The 12,299-nt window shown below is 62.7% G+C and carries 12 protein-coding genes; 1 reads left to right on the top strand and 11 read right to left on the bottom strand.

Going from position 1 to position 12,299, the window contains the following annotated elements:
* Positions 1 to 15: 15 nt before the first annotated feature.
* The gene (locus tag D1227_RS06625) at positions 16 to 489 is read left to right on the top strand and encodes a MarR family winged helix-turn-helix transcriptional regulator (RefSeq protein WP_119376309.1); all 474 of its coding nucleotides are present in this window, start codon (positions 16 to 18) and stop codon (positions 487 to 489) included.
* Between the two features lie 503 nt (positions 490 to 992).
* Here D1227_RS06625 and D1227_RS06620 read toward each other — a convergent pair.
* The 11 genes from D1227_RS06620 to ltrA form a co-directional block, all read right to left on the bottom strand.
* On the bottom strand, positions 993 to 1,382 hold the full coding sequence (locus D1227_RS06620; RefSeq protein WP_119376310.1) for a hypothetical protein: 390 nt from the start codon (positions 1,380 to 1,382) through the stop codon (positions 993 to 995).
* A gap of 4 nt (positions 1,383 to 1,386) precedes the next feature.
* Positions 1,387 to 3,348 carry a conjugal transfer protein TraG gene (locus D1227_RS06615; protein ID WP_119376311.1) on the bottom strand — a complete coding sequence of 654 codons (1,962 nt, stop codon included), beginning with the start codon at positions 3,346 to 3,348 and terminating at the stop codon, positions 1,387 to 1,389.
* A gap of 116 nt (positions 3,349 to 3,464) precedes the next feature.
* Complete coding sequence (locus D1227_RS06610) at positions 3,465 to 5,390, bottom strand: DUF3363 domain-containing protein (protein WP_119376312.1); 1,926 nt, start codon at positions 5,388 to 5,390, stop codon at positions 3,465 to 3,467.
* A gap of 218 nt (positions 5,391 to 5,608) precedes the next feature.
* The gene (locus D1227_RS06605; RefSeq protein WP_119376313.1) at positions 5,609 to 6,109 is read right to left on the bottom strand and encodes a S26 family signal peptidase; all 501 of its coding nucleotides are present in this window, start codon (positions 6,107 to 6,109) and stop codon (positions 5,609 to 5,611) included.
* Positions 6,106 to 6,339, bottom strand: coding sequence for a helix-turn-helix transcriptional regulator (locus D1227_RS06600; protein ID WP_119404310.1), 234 nt, complete (start codon positions 6,337 to 6,339; stop codon positions 6,106 to 6,108). Before D1227_RS06600 ends, D1227_RS06605 begins: the two co-directional genes overlap by 4 nt.
* 166 nt (positions 6,340 to 6,505) lie before the next feature.
* Positions 6,506 to 6,829, bottom strand: coding sequence for a DUF736 domain-containing protein (locus D1227_RS06595; RefSeq protein WP_045694945.1), 324 nt, complete (start codon positions 6,827 to 6,829; stop codon positions 6,506 to 6,508).
* A gap of 291 nt (positions 6,830 to 7,120) precedes the next feature.
* The gene (locus D1227_RS19910; protein WP_158586588.1) at positions 7,121 to 7,297 is read right to left on the bottom strand and encodes a hypothetical protein; all 177 of its coding nucleotides are present in this window, start codon (positions 7,295 to 7,297) and stop codon (positions 7,121 to 7,123) included.
* A gap of 24 nt (positions 7,298 to 7,321) precedes the next feature.
* A complete protein-coding gene (locus D1227_RS06590) occupies positions 7,322 to 9,094 on the bottom strand; it encodes a ParB/RepB/Spo0J family partition protein (protein ID WP_119376315.1) in 1,773 nt (590 codons plus the stop codon).
* 48 nt (positions 9,095 to 9,142) lie between these two features.
* Complete coding sequence (locus tag D1227_RS06585) at positions 9,143 to 9,619, bottom strand: hypothetical protein (RefSeq protein ID WP_119376316.1); 477 nt, start codon at positions 9,617 to 9,619, stop codon at positions 9,143 to 9,145.
* Between the two features lies 1 nt (position 9,620).
* Complete coding sequence (locus D1227_RS06580; protein WP_158586587.1) at positions 9,621 to 10,037, bottom strand: antirestriction protein ArdA; 417 nt, start codon at positions 10,035 to 10,037, stop codon at positions 9,621 to 9,623.
* A 3-nt stretch (positions 10,038 to 10,040) separates the two neighbouring features.
* On the bottom strand, positions 10,041 to 11,771 hold the full coding sequence (ltrA, locus tag D1227_RS06575; protein WP_119404062.1) for a group II intron reverse transcriptase/maturase: 1,731 nt from the start codon (positions 11,769 to 11,771) through the stop codon (positions 10,041 to 10,043).
* Positions 11,772 to 12,299: the final 528 nt, after the last annotated feature.

Here is a 12,299-nt window from a genome sequence, read left to right as displayed (position 1 = left end):
TTACTAATATCGTCAATGGAGAAACGTATGACGTCGCCCACTCGGTCGCCCGCTGCCGTCCTTCAAGGAGATCCCAGAATAGATTTCAGCTTCCTTCTTGGTGACGTCACCCGCCTAGTGCGCCGGGCATACGATCAGGAAATGGCAGCGATTGGCCTGACGCGATCACAGTGGCACCTGCTTGTTTACGTGATCAGGCTGCAGAGCCCGACCCAGACGCAACTTGCGGAAACACTCGATATTGCGCGTCCATCTGTCGGCACGCTGATCGATCATCTCGAAAACACAGGTTACGTCTCACGTGTGCGCGATGCTGGCGACCGACGTGTCTGGCGGATTATTCCGACCCGTTTGGCGATCCAGCGCGCAGAAGAGTTTGAGCGAGCGGCCGAGCGTGTTGCATCGCAAGCCTTCGACTCGGTCGCGCGCAATGATCTGACCAAAGCAACGGCATTGCTTTTGACAATTAGCGACAATTTGAAGTCCTGACTCGTCTTTGTCCGGACTGAATTGAGGAATTCCCGCGAAAGTCGCGGATCGGCACACAAACGAAACATCGCGGCACCTGACGTGCCACTGAGTTTCTGTCCGAAAGGGAATGGCGTTTTTCGGCGCCAAACTCCAAGCAATTGCTGGTTCAATGTCGCTTTTGGGCCAATCCAGCTCTGATGGCCAGAACATTACGACCGGCTGGTTCGCTCAACAAGCGCCGTTACGCCCAAGGGTGGAAGGCTGCTCGATTTCAAACTGAGGCACAACCGAACTGAGACCCACAAGGGCGGACATTCTCAGGAACAATTGGTTGAGGCAGCGACATGATCCTTCGGGAACATTCTTGGATGCGGCAATACGTCGGCCATCTCGGTTGTCGCTCATCACGACGTCGACCGCTTTCGGATCTGCAGATGCCGATCCCTCGTTTCCAATTGCTCCCCCCCTTACCGCCGCGGCGGCGACTCGACTTTTCATGGGCGGTGTGAAGGCAACCTGGCCTACCTATCGATATTCCGTGTATCGCGACCTCCAATCTTCCGCGCGACCTGACCGATGAAATGATCGAACCGCTTCTGGCCGAGGGCGTGGGCGATATCGCGATCGCCCTCCGGGATCGGTTCGGTGCGGGTCAGCCAATAGTAGATGTAGTGGGCGAGCGTCTCGTAGGTGTAGGCGACATCGCGCTCGATCTCGGCTTGTCGTCGGTCGAAGGCATCCACCCGCGCCAGCAGCCGCTCTTCGAGGACCGAGCGCGCCTCTGGATCGAACCAGGCCCTGAGCGCGTCCTCAACGATGGCGGTCTTGGTCGCGCCGGGTCTGTCGGCCGCCTCGCAGAGCTGGGCGTAAAGTTTTGTTGAAATTCGAATGTTCACACGTGGCTTTCCCATGGGATCAGAACTCCGGCAGGAAATCAGGATCACCGCGATCGGCGGCGACAGCGCGTCGGACGGTTTCGAGGTTGCGGTCATCGGACGGATCGGCGCCGTCCTGCGGATCCGGTGACAATTCGGGTTCAGGTTCTGCACGATGAGCCTCAGCCGTGATCTCATGTTCCGGCTCGCGGGTGCGTTTCAGCGCAAGGCCGTCCGTCTCGCCGGGACGCGGTTCTGCTGCCTCGGCAGCAACCGGCGGGGCAACCCATGTCGTCCAGGCGGCGGCGGAGGCATCGCCGGTCCATTCGACAGACGCAGGCGGCAAAACCCGCCGCGTGAAATTCCCGTCCTCGAAATAGCGCAGCTTCTTGGCCAGAACCGGCGGCGCGCCCGACGCCATCACGATCTCGTCGGTCGCTGCGAGCTGCATGACCTCGCCGGGCGTGACCAGCGCGCGCTGGGTTTCCTGGCGCGAGACCATCATGTGTGACAGCCAGGGCGCGAGCCGGTGGCCGGTATAGTTCTTCTGGGACCGGAGTTCCGTCGTCGTGCCGAGCGCGTCGGATATCCGCTTTGCGGTGCGCTCATCATTGGTCGCGAAGGCGATCCGCACATGACAATTGTCGAGGATCGAATTGTTGGGCCCGTAGGCCTTCTCGATCTGGTTCAAAGACTGGGCAATGAGATAGGCGCGGATGCCGTAGCCCGCCATGAAGGCGAGCGCGCTCTCGAAGAAGTCGAGCCGCCCGAGCGCCGGAAACTCGTCCAACATGAAGAGAAGCTGCCTCTGTCCCTTGTCCGGAAGCTGTTCGGTCAGCCTGCGTCCGATCTGATTGAGGAAGAGCCGGATCAGCGGCTTGGTGCGCGACAGGTCCGAAGGCGGAACAACGAGATAGAGCGACAGGGGTTCACCTGCCCCGACCAGATCCTCGATGCGCCAGTCTGAATGGCCCGTCACTTCGGCGATGACCGGATCGCGATAAAGCGACAGGAAGCTCATCGCGGTGGAAAGAACACCGGAGCGTTCATTCTCTGACTTGTTCAGAAGCTCCCGCGCCGCCTGCGCCACGATGGGATGCACGCCGCGCGTCCCCAGGTGCGGTGTCGTCATCATGGCGCGCAGCGTGACGGCGAAAGAGCGCTTCGGATCGGACAGGAACCGCGCGCACCCCGACAAGGTCTTGTCGGTTTCGGCATAGAGCACATGCAGGATAACGCCGACGAGCAAAGCGTGCCCGGTCTTTTCCCAATGATTGTGCCGCTCCAGCGAGCCTTCAGGATCGACGAGAATGTCAGCGATGTTCTGGACGTCGCGCACCTCGTGCTCGCCCCGCCTGACCGCCATCAGCGGATTGTAGCGGGGGCTGCGCCGGTCAGTCGGATCGAACCGTACGCAGCGCGAAAAGCCCGCGCGCCACCCCGAAGTCAGGTCCCAGTTCTCGCCCTTGATGTCGTGAATGACCGCGCTGCCGGTCCAGGAGAGGAGCGTCGGCACAACGAGCCCCACGCCCTTGCCGGATCGCGTGGGCGCAAAGGCCATCACATGCTCGGGTCCGGCATGACGCAGATACCGCCCGCGCCAGCGCCCGAGGAAGACGCCGTCCTCTCCCAGGAGCCCTGCGCGTTTGAGGTCTGCACCATTGGCCCAGCGCGCCGATCCATAAGTGGTGACGTTGCGCTCATGGCGGCTGCGCAGGACCGAACCGGCGATCGCCGCAAGAAATCCGAGCGCCGAACCGGAAACTGCAATCAGGCCACCCCGCGCGAAGACCTCCGGCGCATAAGCCTCATAGGCATACCACCACTGGAAGAGCCGCCAGGGCTTGTAGACCGGCGCGTCGCCGACGAAGAACCAGGGCGCGCCGAGCGCAGGCTGGAAGCCCAGCGCCTCCGCCGTCACTTGCGTGGCGAGCCAGACTGCACCGATGATGAGCGCAAACACCACCGCGATCTGGCCGATGAGGATTTTCGTGCCGGTCATGGCGGGTCCTTCCGGGAGCAGGTTTTGTAGGCTCCCAGAATGGTCGCGCGCGGGCAGGTGCGCCCAGCCGCAAAGCGCGCCAAAGCGTGCAATCTCCTGCAAAGACTTGCATGGAGTCAGCGCGACAAGCCCCGCGTCCGCTCCATGCCGAGGCTCCAGGAGAGGCCCCGCGCGGTGCGCTGGATGCTCAGCTCGCGGCCGATCTGTCGACCGAGCGCCTCGCGCCAGGGCACGAGGGTGAACTCCCTGGCATTGCCGACAATCGCCATGCGTCCGGCCCCGAGATCGACATGGCCTTCGAGCTTGCCCTCGAACCCGTCGCCCGGCTGAAGTGTCAACGCCTCACGGTTCGAACGCGCCGCAATCGCGGCGCTGGCGCGTGTCAGCTCCATGACCCGAAGACGTGCACGCTGATCGTCTGACAGGCGGTCCTGCCCCTCGCCAAGGTAGCCTTGCTCACGGAGCCATGCCTGTCGCTGTGCCCGGAGCCTGCCGATCTGCGTTTCGGCTGGCGCTTCCGCATCTGTCGACCGATCGAGCCAGGTCTCACCTCGAAAGTGAACCTGCTCTTCGGCGGGCACCCAGGACAGGACCGCCAGGCGGACCCCGCCTGCGCGCTGCGCCTCATGGCTCGCCGCCCGCTCCAGAAAATCCTCACCCACTTGCCATTCGCCGCTGGCAAGCCGCGCGCCGATCCCGGCCCGGCGCAGGGCTTCGAGCCTGCGTTTCAGGGAGAGCCGGTAATCCGGTTTCGAGCCCGGATCGTGGCGCGCATGCAGCGCCTCCGACCAGATGCCGCCCGCAGCCTCCGCTACGGCCGCGATGGCCCGGTCGGAGGCGCGGGCCACGGTGCTCGCCCGCCTCAGCTCCACCATTGCGCCTTCAACAGGCGGCGCCGCCATATCGACTGCGCCTGCCGGGACATGCCAGACCCGGCCACCAAAATCCTCGACCAGCAGAAAGCGCGTGTCGCGCAGCTCATCCTCAGGGCCATAGGCCTTCACAAGTCCCTGCACCGGTCCGGCCTCCGGCTTCAGCTCCTCGATGAAGGACACGGCCCGTCCCTGTCGCGTGTATTCCGCCGCCAGCGTGCGGATGATGTCGCCCCGCCGGGCCTCGCGTTTCAGTCTGTCCTGCCAGCCGGTTTTCATCTCGAAGGCCCGCTCATCGAGCCGCGTTGCGAGGCCGAGGGATTCCAGATGCCGAAGCCGCTGGAGTTTCACCGCGCGGTCGAACCGTGCCCCGCTGCCGCTCGCGTCATCAAGCTCGATACGCCCGCCCGAAAGAGCCGCATCGATCTCGCGGTCGATCCCGGTCCAGCGATCCTGGCTCACTTCGCTCTCACGCGCCTGCGCAATCTCCAGCGCCCGCCGCGGACCGAGCCGCTGCGTGACGAGGTCCTCGGCGGTTTCGCGAAGGCCGTTCATCAAATAGTCGCGGGCGATCACCACATCGCGCATGCGCGCATCGCGTCCGCGAATGACGATATGAGTGTGCGGATGCCCTGTATTGTGATGATCGACGGCGACCCAGTCGAGACGCCTGCCGAGGTCACGCTCCATCTGCGCCATGAGTTCTCGGGTGGCGCTTTTCAGATCGCCAAGGCGCGCGCCGTCTTCGGGTGAGACGATGATGCGGAACTGGTGACGGTCCTGCTCGCTGCGCTCCAGAATTCCCCGCGCATCGACACTGTCGCTCTCCCGGTCATAGAGCACGCCGCCTTCGCCGTCCCTGTCCACACCGTCGCGCTGCAGATAGCCAAGATGGGCACGGTAAAGACCCGGCCCGGAGCGTCCGCCGCGTGCGATATGAACCTTCACCACGACGCGGCGCATATGCAGACGTGAAAGACGCCCGGTCTGGAGCCCGCGCGTGCCGGCGGCGCGCCCGGCGCCAGAACGCGCCCCTGTGAAGCTTGCCCTCGTCGCCCTGGGCAGCTTTGCGATCGCCCGGCGCAGCTTGCGCGCAGCCGGCCGTCCTGAGCCTTTCCCCTGATCGCCGATCCGCCCGAGGCGCGGCGTGAAGGGCGTCTCCTCGCTCATGGCGCGGCCTCCGGCCCGTGCACCAGAAAAACCCTCGATAAATCTGAGACTTGCCGGAAACCCGTGCACCGCAATGCTGTGCAAAGGGTTCCAAAAATGAGATGTGCAGACAAGGCGTTAGGTGGCATGTGGTGCCACTGCTTCAATCTCGCCCTACCGGGTTCGCTTGTCCATTCGCTGCACCGCCTTGCATCGCTTTGCATGCGCTTGCAGTCCCGTCACTCATCCGAAGTCATGAGCGGGCGTGCCACGCCGACGAGATCGGAGCGCTGCATGGCCCCGAAATAGCGCCCGTCGAGAGAGTCCGGATGCGGCGCAAGAAGGAAGACCTGCTCCTCATCAAGGAGCACGCAGCCCTGCCAGACCGGCAGGGCGCGGCCCATGGAATCGCGTTCCCGGGCCCTCGCGACGGGCCTTCCATTGATCGAAACGTCCACGCCAGAGCGGCAGATTTCATCGCCGGGAAGGCCGCCTACCTGCTTCAATAAAGGCCAATCCCGCCCGACAAATCCGTGCTCCTCAGCCCACTGCGCTTCAGCGCTCCTGGCTGAGACGACGACCCATCGGCCAGGGGTGAATGGCTCGTCGCTCAGCCAGTAAAGCCCTTGCGGCGCGCTGCCGGTCCGGTTCCAGATCAGCCTGTCCATGGGGGAGAAGATGAGGCCGAACAGAGCAAGGCCGATGCCCGCGCCCGTCATCAGAAGTGCGCGGCGTTTCATTTGGTGTTCCTGATCTTCTCAGATGTGGAGGCATAGGCGTTGCGCTCTGACCAGGCGATGAGATCGGGCTTCGGATAGAAGACCCGTGCGCCATGTTTGCGGTAGATGGGACCGCGTCCCTCGCAGCGATAATGATCGAGTGTCGAGCGTGTCAGGCGCAGGAATTCTGCCGCCTCTGTCACGATGAGAAGCTCCGGCCAGTCATCGTCATTCCGTCTGTTTCGTGTCATTGCAGCCGCTCCTTTTCTTCCTGCAGGCTTGGCAAAGACTTGCCGCGAACTGCGCCGATTTGGACGGAGAAAATCGCGCCCGCGCATTTTCTCCCCCCTTCCTGAGCACGCAAAAACCGCCCCGGAGCTGATCTCCGGAGCGGCTCATTGGCGATGGATCGGACCCCTAGTCCCGCGGGTTCCAGAGGATCACGTGGCGGCCTTTCTTGCCTTTCACGGGGGCGAGGTTTGCGTAGATCTTGCGCGGGCCGATCTGCGGGTCTGCGAGCGTGATCGAGACATATTCGCGGCCTGAAGCCTTGGCTTTGCGAAGCCACCCGCCGCCGATTTCGGTCGAGGTTTCGCCGGCGAAGATGCGGTAGTCGGGCTGTCCGTCGGCGGCTTTCTCCGCATTCTTCTCGATGCGGATGGCAGCCGAGAGGTTCATCATTGCAAGAGCGCCTTCGAAGCCGGTCTTGGTCTCAGAGACATATCCGAGTGCGTTGGCCATGGTGTGGTTCCTTTCGTTTCCATGTCGTCCCGGGGACCCCTTGTCCCCGTCGACGCCGGACCGAAAGGACGGCGCAGGGCGGGCCTGAACCGGCACGGGCGCAGCGCAGCAGAGCACCGGCCCGGAGAAGAATTTTGATCCGCGAGGAGCCGCGCATTCGGGGTCCCCATGGCGCTCGCGCCATGGGGTGAAAAGCGGCGGGGAAAATTCTTCGAAAGGGCCGGTTTCAAGGCCCGACAGGCGTCGTCCAGGTCACACGGCATGAGACGGGAACGAGGGGTTCGGAGCGCATCAGTTGGAAACGGATGAACCAACGCTGGCCGACATTTCGGAAAGCCAGGCGAGACCCAAAGACGGGGCGATTTTTTTGCGGCGCAATTCAATCAATGAACCCTCTGCCTGCGCCCAGGTTGCATCAATCAGTGCGCGGAAAACCGCCCGGCGACTGTCACCGGGCGGCTCCGTCATCCGCCTGACGAGGAGACTGAAAACTCAGGCGGCGTGTGGCCGATCGAAGGCTTGCGTCGTGGCCCGGACAATGTCTTCGCCGCGCTCGAACAGGCCCGCAATCCGTGCCCATGAATCTGCGGGCGGTGAGCCTGCACCCTCGATAAGGCGGGCGGGCGGCACCTGCATCCATGCGGGCCGCCAGTGGGGATTGGGTTCGCATCCGTTGCCGGTGATCCGGTTGCCGATGATTGCTTTCTGGACCTTGGCGGTGTCGCTGGCGCAGGATTCCGCCAGCGCCTTCGATCCGATGTCAGCAACCATGGCATTGATCGCGCGCTTGTCGCGCAGAAGGTCGAAGAAGGCTGGGTCCGGCTTCCAATGTTCGGATAAGTCCGTCTCGCAGACATGCAGTACGGCCTCGACGACCGGCCCGCCTGCTTCGAGTGTCTGCGCCATCGTGAAGGCCAGAACCTCCATGACTTCCGCGTCCGACATGGCGAGCAAGGCGGCGAAGATTTCGCAAAGCCGGTAGGCGTCGGCGTTGCGGCGGGCGTCTCCACGCACACCAAGCGCCTCGAACAGGGCCGCGATGCGGGCGCGCTTTCCTTCCATCTCTGCGGTGGCTTGCGAGCCTTCAAGGCTGGCGCATGTGTCCTCTTTGCGGCTGGCGCACTCATGGGTGCGGACATTCCAGAGTGCGCTGCCGGTCATCGCATGGGCGACCATCAGGCGCAGCGCGATAGAAGGCTCCGCAGCAAGGCTGGCCGCAGCTGCGCCATGGCGATGCAACAGGATGTATTCCGCCATCGGGCCTGACATTTCCGGTTTGACCGGTGCGGCTTGCGCATCGCCATCGCCGGACTTCGCCGTCTCCATCCGCCGCGCCTCGGCCTGTGAGATAAACCCCTCATGGAAGGTCACGGTGCCGTCATGGCGTAGCTCGACGAACACCTTGCCGCCTTGTTTCTTCGTGCGCGTCTGGTGATCCCAGCGATGGAAGAAGGCCCCGCGCTCAAGGCAGACAACGTCCTTCCAGCCGTCTGCAATGTGAGCATCAATGCTCTGCGCCACGGCTGCTGACTGCGCCTTCCAGAAGGCGTCCGGATCGGCGAAGACGCCATGCTCGCCGAACAGGTCGGCGGTGATCTGGCCTTCATAGTCGGCGATGTCGAACAGCGCCTTGTCGGTCGTGATGATCGCCCCGCCGGTGAGCCAAGCCTTGCAGTTCCGGCCCCGTGGTGCGCGCTCATCCTCGCTCTCGTAAAGCCGCAGCCATTCGGCCTGCTGGTCTTCTGTGGCGAGCGTCAGGGCGCGGATCGTCTCGCGGTCGATCTCCTCCTCGGCATAGAGCTTGCGGATCGGTTCTGCGAGCGACGCGAGCGCCAGAACGCGGCGCACCAGAAGCTCTGTGACGCCAAAGAAGCCAGCGATCTCGTCCACGCTGCGCCCCTCATCATGCAGGCGTTTGAAGGCGGTGTACTGCTCCATTTCAGAGGCTGGCAGACGTCCGACATTCTCGATGACGGAGGCTGCGATGGCGCTCGCGGCGTCGTCCTCGGTCATGATCGCGCAAGGCACAAACGGGGTCTCGCCGGTCTCCTTCTCGATCTCTTTCAGAGCAAAATAGCGCCGCCGTCCGGCGACGACGCCATAGTGATCGCCTTCCTTGCGGACCAGCAAAGTCTGACGGATTCCGCTCTCGCGGATGGATGGCAATATGTCGGACACGTCCGGCTTCTTGCGGCTGTGGCGCATATTGAGTTTTGAAATCCGAAGCTCGGACAGGGGGATGGTTTTGAGAATGGGCTGGGCCATGATCTGGCTCCTTGCTTGTTGAGGGGTTTGTGGATTGGGGGCGCGCCGTCAGGCGCGCGCCCCGCTGGTTTCCAGCGCCGCGCATAGGCGACGGGCGGCGTTGCGTCCTGCGTCCAGCGCCTCGGGTAAAAGCTCCTGCGCGACCTCGGTCAGATAGGCGTTGTCACTATCGGGATAGTTGGCCTCGACGCCCCAAAGGCTGGCGGCATGGGCGTCCAGCGTGACGCCCTCCAGCGCCACGGAAAGAACGATCCCGCAATAGCACCATTCGTCCTTGCGCCATGCCGCCATGACGGCTTCGGCCTTGGCCAGCGCCTCGGCAAAGCGTTGCCGGTGGTTCGGTCCGGGGCCGATGAATCCCGGCACATCCTTGTAGAGCGAAGGCCAGAAACCATCCTGGCGCTCATCCGGCGCATCGGGACAATCGTCCCGCACAATCCGCGCCGTGATCTCGAAGCCTTGGACCTCGCAAGAGATGCTGTCGCCCTCGCAAACGAAGGGCTGGAAGCGCTGTGTGAAGCTCATGTCAGCGGCTCCAGAACACATGGACTTCGTCGAAGCCCGTCTGGAACACCATGATCTCGCCATTCAGCGCCATGTCGCGGGCCAGCGCCTGCCAGTCGATATAGTAGCGAAGGGAGTCGGGAATCTCGGTGCCGGTGTCCTCGTGCAGCTGCTCGGCGAAGTCTGCGGCGCTGCGATATTCGCCCGCATAGTCCTCGAAGGCGGCGCGCGCCTCGGCGAGGTCGTCGCCGAAATGGCTCATGAGTTTCGCGCCAAGCTCGCCATGCTCCTCGATGAAATCGGCAAGCTCGCAAACGGTTTCGAATGAGGCGTATTCGGACAGGTTCGCGCCCTCGAAGCCTTCATAATGTCGGGTAACAGGTCGGCGTTGCCGCCGACCCGTCCCCTCAGAACCGTGCTTGCAAGTTTCCCCGCACACGGCTCAAGCAAGTCCCTGTTGTGCCGCGCGGCGGCAGTCGGCGTGGACAAGTCGCAGGTTCCGGTAGGAACCGTTCGCCCTGTCCCCATCCACATGAGACATGCGGATGGTTTCGCCATTGTAGAGGCTCTCGCGGCAGGTCGGGCACTTGTGCCGTTGCCGCTGCGCAACCTTCTGCCAACTGCGCGTGAGGTCAGTCCCTCCCATCCGGCGGGCCCGGTTTCGCCAGTAATCGGCGAGAGACGGATCGTCGGGAGAGTTGCGGTGTTTCACCATCGTCCAGCGCACGATTTTGATCGCGGCTGGATGGATCATGAACGCACCAGACTGCTTGTCCATAAAGGTGTAGCTGAAGTTCGGGCAGTTATAGTGCCGCCCGAAGTATTTCCGCATCCACCAGTGTTTCAGCTTCCTCGCATGGGCACGATGGCACCAGCGACGTTGCCGGACATGGACATAGTGTTCGATCCCTGAGAAGATTTTCCCGGCGACACTGTAACGGTAGTAGTTGCACCATCCACGTATTACCGGATTGGCAGCTGCAAGCAGTTGCCCCTGATCCGAGCCGACATGGGCGCGGAACAGGTCCCTGAGCTTCTTCCTAAACGCTTTAACGGCGTCCTTGGAAGGTTTGATCAGGGTCTTCGTGCCAGCGGCGCGGTCTGCCACCTTATAGGAACGGACATTGAAGCCAAGGAAGTCGAAGCCTTCCCGTATGTGCCGGATACTGGTCTTCTCCTCGGAGAGGTTAAGGCCGCGCCCGGCGAGGAATGCAGCAACGCGCTCCCTGGCCTCAAGCGCTTGCGTCTCAGTGTGGCAGATGACGACGAAGTCGTCAGCATACCGCACGAAGACAGGGCAGTGAGGTTTCACGTATGAGGCGCTTGTGCCTCCACGATACTCAATGCCCAGCGCTTCTTCCATTCCATGCAGGGCGATGTTGGCAAGGAGAGGACTAATGACCCCGCCTTGCGGTGTACCCTGCTCGGTGGCGTGGAACACGCCATCTTCCACATAGCCTGCCTTCAGCCAACGGCGGATCATTCCCCTTGCGGGGAAGTTGCCGATAGCCTCCATCAGGGCGTCATGGTCGATATTGTCGAAGCAGCCTTTGATATCGGCATCAAGAACCCAGACCCGTTTGGACCCGGACTTGGTTGCCAGATATATCCGCTCTATGGCGTCATGGACGCCACGACCGGGCCGGAACCCGTAGCTTGTCCCCTCGAACTGCGCTTCCCAACAGGGCTCAAGTGCATTGAGCACAATGGCCTGCTGGCACCGGTCGATGAGGGACGGGATTCCGAGCGGCCGCTTCTTGCCGCTCGCTTTAGGGATATACACCCTCCGGGCTGGAAGCGGTTCCCATGCCTTGAGGTTCACCAACTGGTTCGCAAGGCCGGCCCGCTCGGTCGGCGTCAGTGCGGTTCGCGCATCGACACCGGGAGAGGCTTTCCCACGATTGATCTGGCTGACCCTTCGGATGGAAACGAGCAGGTTCGCCCGGCTGTGCAGCATCAGCTTTTGCAACGAGCGGACCGTTTTCCAGTCCCGCATTTCAGTCGCCCGATAGATTCTCCGGCGCAGCGTCCTGACGGTTCGATAGGCGGCAGGCCAGTCAATGGTCTGCCAGTGAACAGTTCCGTCGCTTACGATCAGGCCTTGCGGCCCGTCCATCTTTTCACGAACGGTTCGGTTGCTGTTCCACGAGATTACGGGGGACTCACCAGTCATCTGTCAGCACCCTTTCAGGTTGGGCATGGCCCTATCCACCGGGTTATGTATTCCCCGTGCCTTTCGGCTGGCGGCATTCGCTTCTGATAACTTCCTACACCCGCTGAGGAGTTGGGCGGCTCTTGCGAGCCGCTTACCGGGCGCTGTTACCAGCGACCGGACCTCATCGGGGTTACTCAGTTCCGCATCTGTGAGATGCGACCGGGTTAGGTGCCTGCTATACGCCGGGGAATATCGACCTTCCGACTGAGGGATCCACGTGCCCCCAGCCCATTCCCTTGCTCCCCGTAAAAGCCACTTCCGGGGGACTGATGGGTAACGACGCATCAACACAGATTCACTTTCGTTCACCATACCGGTCTTCTCCTTGGGCGGTTCACCGGCGTGTGGCTGCCAGCTCCCCGCTCGTTTCCGGAGGCTTCGCACCAGCCAGTTACCCAGCTCGCACGCTCCGGCTAGAAATGGTCGAGAAGGCTCGACCAGAGGCATCCCTGCCTCACTCAACAGATGCGACTTTCTGGTCGCACC

The sequence above is a fragment of the Henriciella mobilis genome, assembly GCF_003576315.1.
Taxonomy (GTDB): Bacteria; Pseudomonadota; Alphaproteobacteria; order Caulobacterales; family Hyphomonadaceae; genus Henriciella; species Henriciella mobilis.
This window is presented reverse-complemented; position numbering and strand designations above follow the sequence as displayed.

Bases quoted from the DNA above. Each gene is read 5' to 3' on its own strand.
- D1227_RS06620 (WP_119376310.1), bottom strand. From the start codon at position 1,382: ATGGGAAAGCCACGTGTGAACATTCGAATTTCAACAAAACTTTACGCC.
- ltrA (WP_119404062.1), bottom strand. From the start codon at position 11,771: ATGACTGGTGAGTCCCCCGTAATCTCGTGGAACAGCAACCGAACCGTT.
- D1227_RS19910 (WP_158586588.1), bottom strand. From the start codon at position 7,297: ATGACGGAGCCGCCCGGTGACAGTCGCCGGGCGGTTTTCCGCGCACTG.
- D1227_RS06600 (WP_119404310.1), bottom strand. From the start codon at position 6,339: ATGACACGAAACAGACGGAATGACGATGACTGGCCGGAGCTTCTCATC.
- D1227_RS06625 (WP_119376309.1), top strand. From the start codon at position 16: ATGGAGAAACGTATGACGTCGCCCACTCGGTCGCCCGCTGCCGTCCTT.
- D1227_RS06590 (WP_119376315.1), bottom strand. From the start codon at position 9,094: ATGGCCCAGCCCATTCTCAAAACCATCCCCCTGTCCGAGCTTCGGATT.
- D1227_RS06585 (WP_119376316.1), bottom strand. From the start codon at position 9,619: ATGAGCTTCACACAGCGCTTCCAGCCCTTCGTTTGCGAGGGCGACAGC.
- D1227_RS06595 (WP_045694945.1), bottom strand. From the start codon at position 6,829: ATGGCCAACGCACTCGGATATGTCTCTGAGACCAAGACCGGCTTCGAA.
- D1227_RS06615 (WP_119376311.1), bottom strand. From the start codon at position 3,348: ATGACCGGCACGAAAATCCTCATCGGCCAGATCGCGGTGGTGTTTGCG.
- D1227_RS06610 (WP_119376312.1), bottom strand. From the start codon at position 5,390: ATGAGCGAGGAGACGCCCTTCACGCCGCGCCTCGGGCGGATCGGCGAT.
- D1227_RS06605 (WP_119376313.1), bottom strand. From the start codon at position 6,109: ATGAAACGCCGCGCACTTCTGATGACGGGCGCGGGCATCGGCCTTGCT.